Genomic DNA, 17,940 nt, shown 5'->3' with positions numbered 1-17,940 from the left:
CAATAGTCAAGTTAACATTATTACACTCATTAAAAATTTGGGATTGAAAAATCCCCATAAACTTATTTTACGAGAGGAGGAAGTAAATGGCAATTAAGTTGATTGCATTGGATTTAGATGGAACACTTCTGACATCGGACAAACGGATTTCAGAAGCAAATAAAAAGGCCTTGCAGGCAGCGCGTGAGCGTGGAGTTTATGTAGTTCTGACAACAGGGCGTCCTTTACAAGCTATCGGTACTTTTCTAGAAGAACTAGATCTGCTAGGGGAGAATCAATATTCGATTACATTTAACGGTGGTCTAGTCCAGGAAAATACAGGTCGGGTTTTGGATAAGGTTGGCTTCACCATTGAAGATGTGCGCACCATCCGTCGTGTGACAAATGATTTAGACCTGCCTCTGGATGTTCTCTATGGTGGTGATGTCTATTCTCTACCATCAGCCCATGAATCACTTTATCTAACTTGTAATCCATTGCTTAATAAAATTGTGGCAAGCGATGAGGAAATGCCAGAAGATTTTGTCTACAATAAGGCAGTTTCAGCTGTGGCAGCAGACTTTTTGGATGGACAAATTCCAAAAATTCCTGCGGAACTTCACGAGCGTTTCGAGATTTTCAAATCGCGTGATATCTTGCTCGAATGGAGTCCAAAAGGTGTTCACAAGGCAAATGGTTTGGCCAAGTTGATTGGACATCTGGGGATTGACAAGTCAGAAGTTATGGCTTGTGGTGATGAAGGAAATGATCTTTCGATGATTGAATGGGCTGGCTTGGGTGTTGCCATGGCGAATGCGACTGATGAAATCAAGTCTGCGGCCAACCTTGTTTTGCCAAAAACCAATGATGAAGATGGCATTGCTTGGGCCATCGAGCACTATGTATTGAATGAGGACTAATATGGGATTATTTGATCGATTATTTGGACAAAAGGCTCAAGAAGAGCCTAGAGAAGAAGTTGTTGAAGAAATTGAAGTAGAACAGTTGGTTACTGGCGAGGACGTTGAAATATCTGAAACAGAGCCAGCTAGTCACGAACAGGACAGTCCAACACCTACTGACTTGACTGCCGAGCAAGAAGCTCAGAAACAACGGACCTTAGACATGATGGCTCAATATTATGCAGCTAAAGAAGCCGCTGCGGCTCGAGTGAAGGAAGCGCAGGAACAAGGCTTTGACCCTGCTATTCAAACCAAGGTCAAGGAAGAGCCTGTTGAGGAAGTTGCTCCAGTCGAGCAAGAAAGTGAGCAGGACAAGTACCAGCGGACCTTGAAAAAGACCCGTACAGGCTTTGGGGCAAGGCTCAATGAATTCTTTGCCAATTTCCGTTCGGTTGATGAAGAATTTTTCGAAGAGTTGGAAGAAATGCTGATTTTGTCAGACGTAGGTGTGCAAGTTGCTTCTACTCTGACAGAGGAGCTCCGCTATGAAGCTAAGCTACAGAAAGCTAAGAAGACAGATGAACTCCGTCGGGTTATCATCGAAAAATTGGTGGATATTTACGAAAAAGATGGTCAATTCAGTGAGCAAATCAATTTTCAAGATGATTTGACAGTCATGCTCTTTGTCGGTGTCAACGGCGTTGGGAAGACGACCTCTATCGGTAAGTTGGCCTACAAGTACAAGCAGGCTGGTAAGAAGGTCATGTTGGTCGCAGCGGACACCTTCCGTGCGGGTGCGGTAGCCCAACTGGTCGAGTGGGGTCACCGAGTCGATGTGCCAGTGGTCACAGGTCCAGAAAAGTCAGACCCAGCCAGTGTGGTATTTGACGGGGTAAAACGTGCCGTGGCAGAAGGCGTAGATATTCTCATGATTGACACAGCAGGTCGTTTGCAGAATAAAGACAACCTCATGGCAGAGCTGGAAAAAATCGGTCGCATTATTAAACGGACTCTACCTGATGCACCGCATGAAACCCTCTTAGCACTTGATGCCTCCACAGGTCAAAACGCCCTTAGTCAAGCCAAGGAATTTGCTAAAATTACCCCATTGACAGGTCTTGTCTTGACCAAACTGGACGGTACAGCAAAAGGTGGTGTCGTCCTCGCTATCCGTCAGGAACTGGATATTCCAGTCAAGCTGATTGGTTTCGGTGAGAAAATCGATGACATCGGAGAATTCAAATCCGAAGAGTTCATGCGTGGGCTCTTGGAGGGATTGGTATAGAATGAAAAAAGTAGTTAACTGTGACAGTTAGCTACTTTTGTGTTGGTCCATAATCTTTGTAATTTCTTCTGGAGTGTCCACCATGCCCCGTTGGTACCAAGCAGTGCAGGCTCCTAGAATAGAATAGCCGACAAAGGCATAGGAATAGGCAACCTCAGTCGGTAATGTAGAAAGGCTTTGCTTGTCTGTTAGAAGCTGGGCGATAAAAATTTCCTTTTCGCTCTTGTAGAGGCAGTCAATCAGGCTCTTGTTCTGCTGGAAAAAGGCAAACAGTGCCGAGAAGGATAGGTCGGTTCCATGCTCTGTTTGATAGGCTTGGAATGCAGATTTCAAGGCTAGCTCCAATATAGCATCCTTGCTGTCAAAATTTCGATAGAAGCTAATTCGGGTTACCCCAGCCCGTTTTGCAATGTCAGTTATGGTGATTTTTTCATACTCCTTTTGTTGAATGAGTTGCAGTAAGGCTTCTTGGATATAATCTTGTGCAGTCATGTTACAAACTCCCTCCTTTTGTTACATGGTGGTCCTGTGGTATTGACTTAGAAAATAGACTATGTTACACTTGTTACATCTTAAATGAAATAAATTGAAATGTCAAGGAGTAAAAATGACAATCAAACGTTGGCTTATCTTAGGGATTATCGCAGTTGTTGGATTTTTAATTGGTCGCTTGTTGGTCCGTATTTTTCTTAACCTACTCTTAGGTGGAACACTTTGGGGAGGTAATTTTTTATGAGAAGGAGAAAGTTTGTGGGCTTCGGAATTCTGGTATTTGTGATAGCTCTTCTTGCGGGTGTGGCTTCAAAAAACTTTTTGAAACCTGCTTGGGCTAAAGAATATACGGTGGAATGGTCTGACCAGGTGGGGAGAATGGTGACTGATTTGTCCTACGGAGAGGAAGAAGCACAGAAGTTTGACCTTTATTTGCCTGCTGATACTAGTAAAAAATCTTATGGACTGGTTGTCTATCTCCATGCGGGTGGATTTACGAGTGGCGATAAAAAAGACGACCAGCAGATGTTGCAATGGCTTGCTTCTAAGGGCTATGTAGCAGCTGGCATCAACTATACCTTGGCAACCGAAACAAATGGTGCCAGTGTAACATCACAAGCTCAAGAAATCAAGGAGAGTATTCCATATGTGATTGAGGCGGCTAAAAAAGAAGGTTACTCCATTGATAAAATGACAGTTGCAGGAGGCTCGGCAGGACATGCCTTGGCAATGATTTATGCTTATCGAGATGCCAAAGAAGCTCCTGTTCCAGTAGTATTGACTTTTGGAGCTGTTGGACCTTCTAGTTTTTACATGGAGGATTGGGGCATCTACGGAGCGGATACTAATCTTGAGGCTGCTGCAGGGCTTACCAGTTCCATGTCTGGTCAAGAAATTACAGAGGAAATGATTGCAGATGGTAGCTACAAGGATATTGTCAACCAAATTTCTGCAGTTTATTGGGTGACGGAAGAAACTGTACCAAGTGTAGTTTTTTATGGCAAGGAGGATAAGGTCCAGCCTTATAAAGCAGCAATCCGATTGGAAGAAACCTTGAAAGAAAAAGGAGTTGACTATCAATTTCTTACAGCCGAGCATTCGGGTCACGGTTTACAGAATGACGATGCTGTCTATAAAGAGTATATGATGCTGGTGGAAGAATACCTCGCAAAATATATGCCGGTTGATTAGTCAAAAGAGAGAAGTATAAAAGTCGTTAGTTCAACAAGAACTAGCGACTTTTTCTATCTGTATGCAACAGTGAGTAAATGCCACTATTCACAATACCACGATTATTTCCTCCTCAATAAAGCCTCAATCCAGTCTGGTGCGTAGGCAGAAGTACAGCCTTTTGGAACTTTCATGTCCACATAGACAGCTAACTGCCGACCGATTGCAAGGCCTTGTTCTAGATAGTCGGGGTAAGCAACGGCAATCTCCACCAAGCACTGGTTCATGGTCCATTGGACAAGGGGGGCTGCGGTTTGCAAATGCTCGTTAATGTAGGTTAGCGTTTCTTCAATTTCTTGATTTGTTGCTGTTTTTCCAGCAAAGTATTTGGCACGAAGGAACCAACCAAGTCGCTGAAAAATTGCTTGGTCTTGGATGAGTAAGTATTCCTCCCAGTCTTTGCTATCCTTGCGTTTGCTAAGAATGATGGAAGCCAGCTTATCGAGGACGTTGACCGAAACTTGTTCATTGAGGCAAGCCTCTAAAGCGGCAGAAGTCAGCTGGTCAGGTTTTGTTTTGGCAATTTGAATAGCTAAATATTGTGCCTCGAGGACACCTGTTTGCCAGAGTGGAGCAAACAAGTCCAGTCGATTTTTATAGGCCTTGGCGATACCAGAAATAGCTCCCATCGGAACGCCGTAGTAGGGCTTAGTTTCGCCAATTTTTTCATAACGCTTGAGGGTGCCAGCATGGCTGGCTGCTTCAAGTTGGGTGAGAATGGTGTTTAATTCAGTCATAAATGTCTCCGAAAAAAACTGGATTGCTCCAGTTTTCATATTTTTATTTCAACAAACCACGTTCACGATACCAAACATCTGGCGTCCAGACCCACTTGCAACCGTAGCTTTCTAGCAAATCAAAGGCTGCCTCAGGTCCCATAGTTCCAGCTGGATAGGTGTGGAGCGGAACTTGGTTGCTTGCCCACAAATCAACAATGCGGTCAATCAAGCTCCAGCTTGCTTTCACTTCTTCCCAATGGCTAAAGTTAGTAGAATCACCATTTAGGACATCGAAAAATAGTTTTTCGTAGGCTTCAGGTGAATTTCCAAGGGCAGTTGCATTGTGGCGGAAGTTGAGTTTGGCAGGAGTTAAAGCAAAGTGGGAACCAACTTCCTTACCGTTGATAGAGAGCATAAAGCCTTCGGTTGGTTGGATGAAGATGGTCAAGACATTGGCCTCAGAAGGTTGACCAAAAATATCTTCTGCATGCTTGAAGGTGATGGTCACGCGTGTGCCCTTTTCTGTCAGGCGTTTACCTGTACGGAAGAAGAAAGGTACATCACGGAAACGGTCAGTATCAACGAAGAAGACCCCTCCTGCAAAGGTTTCTGTCTGAGAACCTTCGGCAATATTTGGTTCATCCAAGTAGCTAACGTAGTCTTTTCCGTCGATGGAACCTGCTGCATATTGACCACGGATGAAGTTGCGTTTGAGGTCCTCATCAGAAGGCTGACGAAGGTGTTGGAAGACCTTGATCTTCTCAGCACGGACATCTTCCTCTTTGAAGCTGGCTGGCTTATCCATTGCTAGAAGGGAAAGAACTTGAAGGGCATGGTTTTGCACCATGTCTTTTAAGGCGCCAGAATGGTCGTAGTAGCCCCCACGATCTTCAACGCCAATCGATTCGGCAAACGTAATCTGAATATTGTCAATAAAATCACGATTCCAGATATGCTCAAAGATAATATTGGCAAAGCGAACCGCAAAGATATTTTGCACCATTTCCTTGCCTAGGTAATGGTCGATACGGTAGATTTGATCTTCATTGAAAGCAGCCGCCAATTCATCGTTGAGTTTGCTTGCGGTTGCAAGGCTAGTTCCGAAAGGTTTTTCAATAATCAAGCGTTCAAAACCTTGTCCATCAACGATTTGCTCAGATTTGAGGTGTTTGGCAATGGTTCCGAAAAATTCAGGTGCCATAGAGAGGAAGAAGACCTTGTTGTGCTGGGTATCATATTTTTCACACAAGTCGTCCTGCAATTTACGAAGAGCTACATAATGTTCTGTGTCATTGACATCATGGCTTTGGTAGTAGAAATGACTTGCAAACTCATGGGCCTGACGTGGTGTGTCAGGCAAATCACCCAGTGATTCGATGACAGTCTGCTCAAAAAATTCCTTGGTCCAAGGTCTGCGGGCTGTTCCAATAACAGCAAAATTTTCTCGGATATGTCCTGCCTTATACAGACGGAAAAGGGATGGATAAAGTTTGCGTTTGGCAAGGTCGCCACTGGCACCAAAAATTGTAAACAATACATGTGATGACATAATTTCATTCCTATCTGTTGAATATCATTAATAGTATACCACAAATTGTCAGAAAATTCACTTTTTGAGTTGGGATTATTAGAAAACACGGTAGACGTACGGGGAATCTGGCTGCTCAATCTGAACCATCGATTGTAATTCAAGTGTTGGGAGATTTTGTTTCAACGATGTGTGGTAGGAAACCTTGACTGTTCCTCTGGCTTTTACCCAAGTATTGTTAGGAAATTCTGTGGTAGCCCCCGTAGAGAGTAAGCCATATACCCCAGAATCAGCAATGCAGTGAATAATACCAAAGCGGAAAAGGAAAAATTGCTGGCTATTGTCAGGGTCATTGTAGACAAATCCAATGATTTCAATCGTTTTTCCTGAAAATTCCGTAGGATAGTCGTAGATTGCTTCCATCACTTCCATATAGTTTTCATTAGTAACAACAATGGTTTCTTCAGTCAAGTATCTATCAGCAATTTCACGCATCTGGTTTTTATAGGCAGATTTCGTAAAATAAATAGAAGTATCAGGCTTGAGATACTGAACAGTCGTCCCTTCTTGGTTTTGTGTACTAGCATCGTTTTCTGCTGCTAGTGGGAAATGATAGCCCTTGGCAGCAACAGTTGTTGAATCCAGGCTGACCGTAGGAAAGAGCCAGGCTATAGCAAGAGGAATGAGCAATAGTCCAATGCTTGATAGTTTGGCAATTTTGCTTTTTAAATGGCTATGTACTCGAATTTCTTTTACCCAGACATACAATTGTACGATGGCAAGTATGAAAGATAAAACCATGGATAGATAGGCTAGATAGCTATAGTGCAAATTGATGTATTGGTCTAATTTTCCAGAGACATAAAGATACATGGTCATCTCAAAATAGCCAGCAAGAATTAAAAAACGAATCATACTACACCTCCAAGTATCAGACTATATCCCAAAATAACGAGAGTGATAGTAATGATAAAACCGGCTATAAATTTTCCCTTGAAATAATGTTTCATCATGAGCAAGTTTTTAACATCCACCATGGGTCCGATAACTAAGAAAGCCATTACTGGGGCGAATCCGAAGCTGGATAGTAGTGATGCACCAATAAAGGCATCGGCTTCAGAACATAGGGAAAGAAGAAAGGCCAGCAACATCATCAGTAAAATAGCTGTTAATGGACTGTGACCAATGGTAGTCAGGACAGCAGTTGGAATATAGACTTGTACGAGACTGGCAAATAGACAACCAAAGACTAGGTAACGTCCCGTATCAAAAAATTCATCAATGGCATGAATAAGTGCGAAGCCAACTTTTTGCCAACTGGTTTTATCTGAATAATCATGCTGGTGATGGTCAAACTTGCTTCCTTTAAGAATTGGTCCTTTTACGAAAAAACCAAGAATGATTCCCAATACTAGGGATACAATGATGGCTCCTAGGGCTCTATAGAGGGCGAAAAGTAGGGAATTGCCAAAAGCGGTAAAGGTTGCAAAAAGGACGATAGGATTAATGACAGGCGCCGTTACTAAAAAGGGAACAGCAGTGTAACTCGGCACTTTTTTCTCTAATAGCCGATTGACAATAGGGACAATACCACATTCGCAAGACGGAAAAATGAAGCCGATAAAGGTTCCAAATAGAATGGCAAGAAACTTGTTTTTGGGTAAGAGTTTACGAACCTTATCTGGTGTTATAAACACATCGATAAAACCTGAAATAATAGCTCCAATCAAGACAAAGGGCAAGGCTTCAATCATGATGGACAGGAAAATAGCCCCCGCCTGTAGGACGGAGGTAGGTAATTGATCAAGACCAAGCATATTATTTTTTATCCTGATTCAAGTTGTTTTTCTCGGAATGTTCTTTTGATTTTGGATCTGGATACTCAATTTCTTCCAATTTTTCAAATGAAGCAAATTCTTCCAGCATCTTTTCTAAATCATCTTGTCGTTTATAAGCTACAGCCATGGGGCACCTCCAAAAATTTTATATACACATTATACATTTTTTACTAAAAATTATCTAAAGGAATCTGTTTTTATTGAAGCGCAAATATAGTTCGCACCCTCAAATCATGATATAATATTCTTATGAAAACAAGAATATCAGAATTAGTTAGCGTGCTCAATCAATACGCTAAAGAGTATTATCAATTAGACCAACCTAGCGTATCAGATGCAGAATATGATACGCTTTATCGTGAATTAGTAGAGCTAGAAACGGCTCATCCAGAACTGATTTTACCAGATAGTCCTACCCATCGGGTCGGGGGAAAGGTGCTAGACGGATTTGAAAAATATAATCATGTTTATCCTCTTTTTAGTTTGCAGGATGCCTTTTCGCGTGAAGAATTAGAAGCTTTTGACCAGCGAGTTCGCAAGGAATTTCCTCAAGCAACTTATATCTGTGAATTGAAGATTGATGGTCTATCTATTTCCCTGACCTATGAAGCGGGCAATCTAGTCGTGGGTGCTACACGTGGTGACGGTAGTGTCGGTGAAAATATCACAGAAAATCTCAAACGAGTGGCTGATATTCCTTTGACCCTACCCGAAGCTGTGGACATCACTGTCCGAGGTGAGTGTTATATGCCAAAGGCTTCTTTTGACCGTGTTAACAAACAGCGTCAGGAGGCTGGTGAAGCTGAATTTGCTAATCCGCGTAATGCAGCAGCAGGGACCCTCCGCCAGCTTGATACGGGAGTGGTGGCCCAGCGTGGTCTCGCTACCTTCCTCTACCAAGAGGCTAGTCCATCTGAAGCGACTAGTCAGTCACAAGTACTGGAGAAACTGGATGCTCTGGGATTTGTGACCAACCACGACTACCAGTTGGCCGATAGCATGGATGAAGTTTGGGCTTTTATTGAAAAAATGGCAGAGCGGCGAGAAGATTTGCCCTATGAAATCGACGGTATCGTGATTAAGGTCAATGACCTAGCTATACAAGAAGAACTAGGATTTACAGTAAAAGCGCCACGATGGGCAGTAGCTTACAAGTTTCCAGCTGAGGAAAAAGAAGCAGAAATCTTGTCGGTTGATTGGACTGTTGGCCGAACAGGTGTTGTGACACCAACTGCCAACCTTAGTCCTGTTCAACTGGCAGGAACGACTGTCAGTCGAGCAACTTTGCATAACGTAGATTATATCGCCGAAAAAGATATTCGTATTGGCGATACGGTCATTGTTTATAAGGCAGGAGATATTATTCCAGCAGTTCTGAAAGTGGTGGACAAGTATCGAAAAGATCAAGAAGTCATGCCTGTTCCAAGTCAGTGTCCGTCTTGTCAGAGCGACCTACAACACTATGAGGACGAAGTTGCCCTCCGCTGTATAAACCCTATTTGTCCTAGCCAGCTGATGAGTAAGCTGGAACATTTTGCAAGTCGGGATGCCATGAACATCGCAGGGCTAGGGTCTTCAATCGTTGAAAAACTCTTTGGAGCAGGCTTGGTACACGATGTTGCTGATATTTATAAATTGACTGTTGATGACCTATTGACCTTGGAAGGTTTCAAAGAAAAATCAGCTGACAAGCTCTATCAAGCCATTCAAACTTCTAAGAGCAACTCAGCAGAACGCCTCCTGTTTGGACTAGGTATTCGCCATGTAGGTAGTAAGGCAAGTAAGATTTTAGTAGAAAAATTTGGTGATTTAGAAACTCTAGCATCTGCTGATCAAGAAGCAATTGCTTCGCTAGAAGGTCTTGGTCAGGTTATTGCTAAGTCTTTGACAACTTTTTTTGCTAGTGAGGGTGCGCAACAACTTTTAGCCGAACTTAAGGAAGCTAAGGTAAACTTAACCTATCTCGGACAAGTAGTAGATGAAAATGCTGCGCTATCGGGTATGACAGTTGTACTGACTGGTAAATTGGAGCGAATGAAACGAAACGAAGCCAAAGCCAAATTAGAAGCTTTAGGGGCAAATGTAGCGGGATCTGTTTCTAAAAAAACTAATCTTGTGGTTGCCGGAACAGATGCAGGCAGTAAATTGACCAAAGCACAGGAGCTAGGTATTGAAATAAAAGATGAGGCTTGGTTAGAGAGTTTGTAAAGGTAAAACGATGGAAGAAAGAAAACGTGCTAGACTAATATATAATCCGACCTCTGGTCAGGAAATCATGAAGAAAAATGTGGCAGAAGTGTTGGATATTTTAGAAGGATTCGGCTACGAAACTTCTGCCTTTCAAACGACGCCTGAAAAGGATTCGGCTAAAAATGAAGCCAGACGAGCGGCCTTAGCAGGTTTTGACCTGGTTATAGCAGCAGGTGGAGATGGAACGATCAATGAAGTCGTCAATGGAATTGCTCCGCTTGAAAAACGTCCGCAGATGGCCATCATACCGACTGGCACCACCAATGACTATGCGCGTGCCTTAAAAGTGCCCAGGGGAAATCCTGTAGAAGCAGCTAAGGTTATTGGTAAGCAGCAGGCTATTTTAATGGATATTGGTTTAGCCAAAAATCAAAAAAATGGTTTTCATCAAGAACATTATTTTATCAACATTGCTGCAGCAGGAACACTGACAGAATTGACCTACAGTGTTCCAAGTCAACTTAAGACCATGTTTGGCTATTTGGCCTATGTGGTAAAAGGAGCAGAACTCCTGCCACAAGTACAATTTACACCTGTTCGTGTAGAGCATGATGAGGGGGTGTTTGAAGGCTCGGTTTCAATGATTTTTGTTGCCTTAACCAATTCAATTGGAGGTTTTGAACAGATCGTTCCAGATGCTAAGTTAGATGATGGTAATTTTACCTTATTGATGGTTAAAACAGGGAATTTATTTGAAATTCTGCATCTGATTCGTCAAGTCTTAGACGGTGGCAAACACATTGATAGTGATCTAGTTGAATACATAAAAACCAAGAGCCTATCCATCGAAAATCTGAACCCAGATAACCGTCTACTGCTCAATCTAGATGGAGAGTTTGGTGGGGAAGCACCTGTAAGTCTGTACAACCTATCAAACCATATAGAGTTTTTCGCAGATACAGATCTGGTTTCTGACCATGCAATCACTCTTGATACTGATCAGATGAATCGAGAAGATATGGCCAAACGATTCATTGAAGAAACAGACCATATTGATGAATCTATTAAATAGGAAGAAAAGATGAAACAGTCTTTTCTTTTTATTTTGTAAAAATGAATTAAACGCTTACAATGGCAGTATTTTCTTGACAAATAGATGTTTTAGGAGTATCCTTACATGGTATTAAATTTTAAAAGGAGAATTCGTTATGAGTTTAGGCGCATTGGCCCTTGGATTGGCCTGTCTTGGTGTAAGTATCGGTGAGGGACTGTTGGTGGCTTCATACCTTAGTTCGACTGCACGTCAACCAGAAATGCAAAGTAAATTGATGGCTGGTGTATTTTTGGGTGTTGCCTTTATCGAGGGAACTTTCTTCGTAACCTTGGCTATGACATTTGTCTTGAAATAGTAGAAAATAGAGAAATAGAAAAGGGGGGAACCTCCATTGGAAGAACATTTAAGTCCAACCCTTACCCTTGGTCCCGTAACCTTTGACCTGACCATGGTATTGGTTTCTGTCATTACCATTTCCATTATTTTCTTACTTGTTTTTTGGGCTAGTCGTCAGATGGAGCTCAAGCCTAAAGGAAAACAGAATGTTTTGGAGTACGTTTACGAATTGACCATCAATTTTACAAAAGGGAATCTTGGCGATGCGGAAGCAAAGCGGTATTCCTTGTTCTTCTTTACAGTCTTTACTTTTCTTTTGGTTGCCAATAATCTAGGTTTGATGACCAAATTGGAAACAGCAGAAGGACATAATTTGTGGACTTCTCCAACGGCCAATATGGCTTACGATTTCGGTTTGGCAACAATTGCAACAGTATTTTGTCATGTTGAAGGTATTCGTCGTCGTGGTTTCAAGGCGTACCTCAAATCTTTTGTGACACCCTGGGCTATGGCTCCAATGAACATTTTGGAAGAAGTGACTAACCTTGTGTCGCTTGCTCTTCGTCTGTACGGTAACATTTATGCTGGTGAAGTGCTTGTCTCTCTTCTTCTACAATTATCTCAACAAAGTGCACTTGCATATCCAATTGCCTTTGCTCTAAATGTTGTTTGGACAGCATTTTCTGTATTCATTTCATGCTTGCAGGGATATGTATTTATCATGTTGGTATCTATGTACTTAAATAAAAAAATTAGTGGTGAGAGTGAATAGGAAAGGGAAAGACAACTATGGCAACAACTATTACAATGCAATCTAGTACCATTCTTGGAAACTTTATCTTGGTAACAGCCTCATTTGCAATACTTATTATTCTTATTCGTGTTTTTGCATGGGATAAAATTACAGGTATTTTTGAAGAACGTGCCAATAAGATTGCGAACGATATTGATGCTGCAGAAGAAAAACTAACAGCAGCAGCGAACCTTGTTCAACAACGTGAAGATGAGTTGGTACAGGGACGTATTGAAAGTCAAAAGATTATTCAAGACGCGGTTGAACGCGCAAAACTAGAGAAAAAACGTATTCTTGAGCAAGCAGATGTTGAAATTCAAGGATTGAAGCAAAAAGCTCAATTGGAAATTGAAGCAGAAAAACGTGAAGCACAAGAAAACTTGCGTGTTCAAGTTGCTGAATTGGCAGTTGATCTTGCAAGCAAAATTATTTTGGAAGATTTGGACCAACAAGCTCATAGTAACTTGATTGACCGTTATTTGGACAAACTAGGAGACAAATAGATGAACGCTAGAGAAAATGCCATCGTGCAAAAATATGCTCTATCATTTGTTGAAAAAGTTAGTGATAATGCTGAAATTTGGGATATGTATGACCAAATTTCTGAATTGATTTCTATTATCCATGATAGTAAGCTCAATCGTCTCTTGTTGTCTGCTACGGTATCAAGAGAAGAAAAGGCTGCATTTGTAAGGACTGTTCGTCAATCAAGTTTCTGGCAAATCAACGATTTGATTGAGGATATTATTCGTGATGGTCATGCAGATTTGCTGCTTGAAACACTTGAACGAGTTCAACTACAAATCAGTAAATTTAAAAATGAATTTGAAGCCCATGTGGCTTCAGTATATCCATTGACAGAAGCTCAAAAAGAGCGTCTCCGTCACTTGGTGGAACAACGATTTTCCTTGCGTGTACGCAATATCACGGAAGAACTTGATCAAAGTCTCCTCGGTGGTTTTATTGTAACGGTTAACCATAAGGTAATCGATGCAAGCGTTCGGACACAGTTGAAGGACGTTAGAAAAAAACTTTAGAAAATAGAAAGTGGTGTTCTTTTGATTAATGCACAAGAAATTAGCGCTTTACTAAAACAACAAATTGAAGGCTTTCAGCCTGACTTTGACTACACAGAGACTGGTGTCGTAACCTATATCGGTGACGGTATCGCCCGTGCGCAAGGTCTTGACAATGCCATGAGTGGAGAGCTTTTGGTATTTGAAAATGGCACCATTGGTATGGCACAAAACTTAGAAACCAACGATGTTGGTATCATCATTCTCGGACAATTTACCGATATTCGTGAAGGGTCAGTTGTTCGTCGTACTGGTAAAATTATGGAAGTACCAGTTGGTTCGGCTTTGATTGGTCGTGTCATCAACCCACTCGGTCAACCTGTGGATGGTCTTGGTGAAATTCGTACTAGTAAGACTCGTCCGATTGAATATCCAGCACCAGGTGTTATGCAACGTAAGTCGGTTAATGAACCGCTTCAAACTGGTCTTAAGGCGATTGACGCCTTGGTTCCGATTGGTCGTGGTCAGCGTGAATTGATTATTGGTGACCGTCAGACAGGGAAGACATCTGTAGCTATTGATGCTATTCTCAACCAAAAAGGCCAAGACATGATTTGTATCTATGTGGCTATCGGTCAGAAAGAGTCAACTGTTCGTACTCAGGTTGAAACGCTTCGTCAATATGGTGCTTTGGATTACACAATCGTAGTAACTGCATCTGCTTCACAACCGTCTCCATTGCTTTTCTTGGCTCCTTATGCTGGTGTTGCAATGGCAGAAGAGTTCATGTATGAAGGCAAACACGTCTTGATTGTTTACGATGATTTGTCAAAACAAGCAGTTGCTTACCGTGAATTGTCCCTCTTGCTTCGTCGTCCTCCAGGTCGTGAGGCTTATCCGGGGGATGTTTTCTACTTGCATAGTCGTCTTCTTGAGCGTTCAGCTAAGGTTTCAGATGAGTTGGGTGGAGGCTCGATTACAGCTCTGCCATTTATCGAAACACAGGCAGGTGATATTTCAGCCTACATCGCGACCAACGTGATTTCGATTACGGATGGACAAATCTTCTTGAAGGACGATTTGTTCAACTCTGGTATCCGTCCAGCCATTGATGCGGGTTCTTCTGTATCTCGTGTAGGTGGTTCGGCTCAAATCAAGGCCATGAAAAAGGTTGCTGGTACCCTTCGTATCGACTTGGCTTCCTATCGTGAATTAGAAGCTTTCACGCAATTTGGTTCAGATTTGGATGCGGCAACTCAGGCTAAACTCAACCGCGGTCGTCGAACTGTGGAAGTGTTGAAACAGCCATTGCATAAGCCACTTCCAGTTGAAAAACAGGTTTTGATTTTATATGCATTGACAAATGGTTATCTTGACTCAGTGCCGATTGATGATATCTTGGCATTTGAAGAAGAGTTGTATGCCTATTTTGATTTGCATTATGATAATCTTTTGGATGTTATTCGTACAACAAAAGATCTTCCTGATACAGATGAGTTGAATGCTGCTATCCAAGCTTTCAAAGACCAGTCTGTCTTTAAGTAAAGGAGTGAATAATGGCAGGTTCTCTCAATGAAATCAAGTCAAAAATTGCATCAACTAAGAAAACCAGTCAAATCACCGGTGCCATGCAGATGGTTTCGGCTTCTAAACTAGCCAAATCGGAGCAATTAGCGCAATCGTTTCAAATCTATGCTAGTAAGGTTCGTCAGATTACAACGGATCTCTTGCGTGGAGAATTGATGGCATCAGATACGAGTAATCCAATGCTGATTCGCCGTCCAGTTCAAAAATCGGGTTATATTGTCATTACATCTGACAGTGGACTAAAAGGTTCATATAATTCCAGTATCTTGAAGGCTGTGATGGGGATGATTGAACAGGACCATGATTCAAAAGATGAGTACGAGATTATTGCCATTGGTAGTATGGGAGCTGATTTCTTCCGTGCGCGTGGTATCAATCCTGTCTTTGAATTGCGTGGTTTAGCAGACAATCCAAGTTTTGAAGAGGTTCAAAAAATCATTTCTAAGTCTGTTGAGATGTACAAGAATGAACTCTTTGATGAGTTGTATGTTTGTTATAACCACCATGTCAATAGTTTGACCAGTCAGGTGCGTGTACAACAGATGCTTCCTGTAGAAGATTTGGACCACAATGAAGCAGATGGTTATACAGCTACCTTTGAGTTGGAACCAAACCGTGAGGTTATTTTGGAACAACTCTTGACTCAATATGCAGAATCAACTATTTATGGAGCGATTTTGGATGCCAAAACTGCTGAAAATGCAGCAGGTATGACAGCCATGCAGACAGCAACGGATAATGCTAAGAATGTCATTAACGATTTGACAATTCAATACAATAGGGCTCGTCAGGCAGCTATCACTCAGGAAATTACTGAGATTGTAGCAGGTGCCTCAGCCCTTGAGTAATAGAAATAGAGGAAATAGAATGAGTTCAGGCAAAATTACTCAGGTTGTCGGACCAGTTGTAGACGTTGCGTTTGCAGCAGAAGATAAACTTCCTGAGATTAACAACGCACTCGTTGTATATAAAAATGATGATTCCAAACAAAAAGTCGTGCTTGAAGTGGCTTTGGAACTTGGTGATGGCGTTGTACGGACCATTGCCATGGAATCAACGGATGGATTGACACGTGGGATGGAAGTTCTCGATACAGGTCGTCCCATCTCTGTTCCAGTCGGTAAAGAAACGCTGGGTCGTGTCTTCAATGTGTTGGGAGATACCATTGACCTTGAAGAGTCTTTTCCGACAGATTTTGAACGTGAGCCTATCCATAAGAAAGCGCCGGCTTTTGACGAATTATCTACTTCAAGCGAAATTTTGGAAACAGGGATTAAGGTTATCGACCTCCTAGCACCTTATCTAAAAGGTGGTAAGGTTGGTCTCTTCGGTGGTGCCGGTGTTGGTAAAACCGTCCTTATCCAAGAATTGATTCACAATATTGCCCAAGAACACGGTGGTATCTCTGTATTTACCGGAGTTGGCGAGCGTACCCGTGAGGGGAACGACTTGTATTGGGAAATGAAAGAGTCAGGAGTAATTGAAAAAACGGCCATGGTATTTGGTCAGATGAATGAGCCACCAGGAGCCCGTATGCGGGTTGCCCTGACTGGTTTGACCATTGCGGAATACTTCCGTGATGTGGAAGGGCAGGATGTTCTTCTGTTCATCGATAATATCTTCCGTTTCACGCAGGCTGGTTCAGAAGTGTCTGCCCTCTTGGGTCGTATGCCATCAGCCGTTGGTTATCAGCCAACACTTGCAACTGAGATGGGACAATTGCAGGAGCGTATTACCTCAACCAAGAAGGGTTCTGTTACATCTATTCAGGCTATTTACGTACCTGCGGATGACTATACAGACCCAGCTCCAGCGACAGCTTTCGCTCACTTGGATTCAACAACTAACTTGGAACGTAAGTTGACGCAGCTGGGTATCTACCCTGCGGTGGATCCATTGGCTTCGTCATCACGTGCACTTGCTCCACAAATCGTTGGTGAGGAGCACTATGCAGTAGCTATGGAAGTAAAACGTGTCCTTCAACGTTACCAAGAATTGCAAGATATTATTGCCATTCTCGGTATGGATGAATTGTCAGATGAAGAGAAGACCTTGGTTGGTCGCGCTCGTCGTATCCAATTCTTCCTCTCTCAAAACTTCAACGTTGCGGAGCAATTTACAGGTATGCCAGGTTCTTATGTGCCAGTAGCTGAAACGGTGAAAGGCTTTAAGGAAATCTTGGACGGCAAACACGACCATCTACCAGAAGATGCCTTCCGAAATGTTGGTTCAATTGAGGATGTGGTCGCTAAAGCTGCTAAAATGAAATTCTAGAGGTGGCTTATGGGACAAATGACTGTACAAATCGTAACACCAGACGGTATCAAATATGACCATCATGCAGCATTTGTTTTGGTCAAAACGGTTGATGGTGAGATGGGTGTCTATTCTGGACATGAAGAACTGATTGCAGTTTTGGAAATCGGTGAAATGAAAGTGCGTCGTGTTGATGATGAAAACCATGTAGACTGGATTGCGGTCAATGGTGGAATCATTGAAGTCAACAAGGATATTATTACGGTCATTTCTGATTCCGCTGAGCGGGAACGGGATATTGATATTAGTCGTGCAGAACGTGCCAAATTGCGCGCGGAACGTGAATTGGAAGAAGCACAGACTGCTCGTAATATTGATATGGAGATGCGTGCAACAGTCGCCCTCCAACGTGCGATAAATCGTATTCGTGTTGGGAAACATTAATCTATATGGGATTGAACTTGGTTCAGTTCCATTTTTTAATTTCATGGTATAATGGAAACATGGTAATTTCAATTTTACAGTTTTTTAGTCATATATTGTTTATCTATCTGGCTCATCATCTCTTGGTTACAACAGTTGATTGGTCACGGTGGTTGAAGGTGACTGGGGACAATCAGCGTAAAATCAATTTGCTGATTCTCTTTCTGGCAATAGCACTGGGATACTTGGTCTCGACTTTCTTTTTAGAATTGTTGATGATGGGACGCTCTTTTGCAAATATGTGATTTAAGT

At 42.2% G+C, this 17,940-nt stretch carries 21 protein-coding genes; 15 read left to right on the top strand and 6 right to left on the bottom strand.

Features of this window, described 5'->3' with window-relative positions; all coding sequences use genetic code 11:
* Positions 1-86: 86 nt before the first annotated feature.
* Positions 87-899, top strand: coding sequence for a Cof-type HAD-IIB family hydrolase (locus SST111_RS02220; protein ID WP_099809863.1), 813 nt, complete (start codon positions 87-89; stop codon positions 897-899).
* A 1-nt stretch (position 900) separates the two neighbouring features.
* A complete protein-coding gene (gene ftsY, locus SST111_RS02215) occupies positions 901-2,166 on the top strand; it encodes a signal recognition particle-docking protein FtsY (protein WP_099809862.1) in 1,266 nt (421 codons plus the stop codon).
* A 27-nt stretch (positions 2,167-2,193) separates the two neighbouring features.
* Here the strand turns inward: ftsY and SST111_RS02210 are convergent, their stop codons facing one another.
* Positions 2,194-2,658 carry a TetR/AcrR family transcriptional regulator gene (locus tag SST111_RS02210; RefSeq protein ID WP_099809861.1) on the bottom strand — a complete coding sequence of 155 codons (465 nt, stop codon included), beginning with the start codon at positions 2,656-2,658 and terminating at the stop codon, positions 2,194-2,196.
* 115 nt (positions 2,659-2,773) lie between these two features.
* Between SST111_RS02210 and SST111_RS12355 the strand changes: the two genes are divergently transcribed.
* Both SST111_RS12355 and SST111_RS02205 read left to right on the top strand, forming a co-directional pair.
* Positions 2,774-2,902 (top strand): hypothetical protein, encoded by a 129-nt coding sequence (locus SST111_RS12355; protein ID WP_257211351.1) that lies wholly within the window; start codon positions 2,774-2,776, stop codon positions 2,900-2,902.
* Positions 2,899-3,849, top strand: coding sequence for an alpha/beta hydrolase (locus SST111_RS02205; protein ID WP_099809860.1), 951 nt, complete (start codon positions 2,899-2,901; stop codon positions 3,847-3,849). Before SST111_RS12355 ends, SST111_RS02205 begins: the two co-directional genes overlap by 4 nt.
* A 101-nt stretch (positions 3,850-3,950) precedes the next feature.
* Here the strand turns inward: SST111_RS02205 and SST111_RS02200 are convergent, their stop codons facing one another.
* The 5 genes from SST111_RS02200 to SST111_RS12140 all read right to left on the bottom strand — a co-directional run bounded on the left by SST111_RS02200 (position 3,951) and on the right by SST111_RS12140 (position 8,100).
* Positions 3,951-4,625 carry a DNA alkylation repair protein gene (locus SST111_RS02200; protein ID WP_099809865.1) on the bottom strand — a complete coding sequence of 225 codons (675 nt, stop codon included), beginning with the start codon at positions 4,623-4,625 and terminating at the stop codon, positions 3,951-3,953.
* A gap of 43 nt (positions 4,626-4,668) precedes the next feature.
* The gene (gene zwf / locus SST111_RS02195; RefSeq protein WP_099809859.1) at positions 4,669-6,156 is read right to left on the bottom strand and encodes a glucose-6-phosphate dehydrogenase; all 1,488 of its coding nucleotides are present in this window, start codon (positions 6,154-6,156) and stop codon (positions 4,669-4,671) included.
* Positions 6,157-6,234: 78 nt separating this feature from the next.
* Positions 6,235-7,050 carry a TIGR03943 family putative permease subunit gene (locus SST111_RS02190; RefSeq protein WP_099809858.1) on the bottom strand — a complete coding sequence of 272 codons (816 nt, stop codon included), beginning with the start codon at positions 7,048-7,050 and terminating at the stop codon, positions 6,235-6,237.
* Entirely contained in the window at positions 7,047-7,952 is a 906-nt protein-coding gene (locus SST111_RS02185; protein ID WP_044774178.1) for a permease, read from the bottom strand. Before SST111_RS02185 ends, SST111_RS02190 begins: the two co-directional genes overlap by 4 nt.
* A gap of 1 nt (position 7,953) precedes the next feature.
* The gene (locus SST111_RS12140; protein WP_180274014.1) at positions 7,954-8,100 is read right to left on the bottom strand and encodes an SPJ_0845 family protein; all 147 of its coding nucleotides are present in this window, start codon (positions 8,098-8,100) and stop codon (positions 7,954-7,956) included.
* A 122-nt stretch (positions 8,101-8,222) separates the two neighbouring features.
* Between SST111_RS12140 and ligA the strand changes: the two genes are divergently transcribed.
* From ligA to SST111_RS02130, 11 genes are all read left to right on the top strand, one after another.
* A complete protein-coding gene (gene ligA / locus SST111_RS02180; RefSeq protein ID WP_099809857.1) occupies positions 8,223-10,181 on the top strand; it encodes an NAD-dependent DNA ligase LigA in 1,959 nt (652 codons plus the stop codon).
* A gap of 10 nt (positions 10,182-10,191) precedes the next feature.
* Positions 10,192-11,235 carry a diacylglycerol kinase family lipid kinase gene (locus SST111_RS02175; protein WP_099809856.1) on the top strand — a complete coding sequence of 348 codons (1,044 nt, stop codon included), beginning with the start codon at positions 10,192-10,194 and terminating at the stop codon, positions 11,233-11,235.
* Positions 11,236-11,371: 136 nt separating this feature from the next.
* Positions 11,372-11,572, top strand: coding sequence for a F0F1 ATP synthase subunit C (locus SST111_RS02170; protein ID WP_002936021.1), 201 nt, complete (start codon positions 11,372-11,374; stop codon positions 11,570-11,572).
* A gap of 36 nt (positions 11,573-11,608) precedes the next feature.
* On the top strand, positions 11,609-12,325 hold the full coding sequence (gene atpB / locus SST111_RS02165; protein ID WP_099809855.1) for a F0F1 ATP synthase subunit A: 717 nt from the start codon (positions 11,609-11,611) through the stop codon (positions 12,323-12,325).
* Positions 12,326-12,342: 17 nt separating this feature from the next.
* On the top strand, positions 12,343-12,849 hold the full coding sequence (gene atpF / locus SST111_RS02160; protein ID WP_024407434.1) for a F0F1 ATP synthase subunit B: 507 nt from the start codon (positions 12,343-12,345) through the stop codon (positions 12,847-12,849).
* A complete protein-coding gene (locus SST111_RS02155; RefSeq protein WP_099809854.1) occupies positions 12,850-13,383 on the top strand; it encodes a F0F1 ATP synthase subunit delta in 534 nt (177 codons plus the stop codon).
* Between the two features lie 3 nt (positions 13,384-13,386).
* The gene (atpA, locus tag SST111_RS02150; RefSeq protein WP_044761584.1) at positions 13,387-14,907 is read left to right on the top strand and encodes a F0F1 ATP synthase subunit alpha; all 1,521 of its coding nucleotides are present in this window, start codon (positions 13,387-13,389) and stop codon (positions 14,905-14,907) included.
* A gap of 11 nt (positions 14,908-14,918) precedes the next feature.
* On the top strand, positions 14,919-15,797 hold the full coding sequence (locus tag SST111_RS02145) for a F0F1 ATP synthase subunit gamma (RefSeq protein ID WP_002936012.1): 879 nt from the start codon (positions 14,919-14,921) through the stop codon (positions 15,795-15,797).
* A 19-nt stretch (positions 15,798-15,816) separates the two neighbouring features.
* On the top strand, positions 15,817-17,223 hold the full coding sequence (gene atpD, locus SST111_RS02140; RefSeq protein ID WP_024377276.1) for a F0F1 ATP synthase subunit beta: 1,407 nt from the start codon (positions 15,817-15,819) through the stop codon (positions 17,221-17,223).
* A gap of 9 nt (positions 17,224-17,232) precedes the next feature.
* On the top strand, positions 17,233-17,649 hold the full coding sequence (locus tag SST111_RS02135) for a F0F1 ATP synthase subunit epsilon (RefSeq protein WP_002936007.1): 417 nt from the start codon (positions 17,233-17,235) through the stop codon (positions 17,647-17,649).
* Between the two features lie 59 nt (positions 17,650-17,708).
* Positions 17,709-17,933, top strand: coding sequence for a DUF1146 family protein (locus tag SST111_RS02130; protein ID WP_012775178.1), 225 nt, complete (start codon positions 17,709-17,711; stop codon positions 17,931-17,933).
* The last annotated feature ends 7 nt before the right edge of the window (positions 17,934-17,940 follow it).

Source organism: Streptococcus suis YS161 (assembly GCF_002760245.1).
GTDB classification, from domain to species: Bacteria; Bacillota; Bacilli; order Lactobacillales; family Streptococcaceae; genus Streptococcus; species Streptococcus suis_I.
The sequence above is the reverse complement of the archived record's forward strand: the minus strand, read 5'-3'. Positions and strand labels throughout refer to the sequence as shown.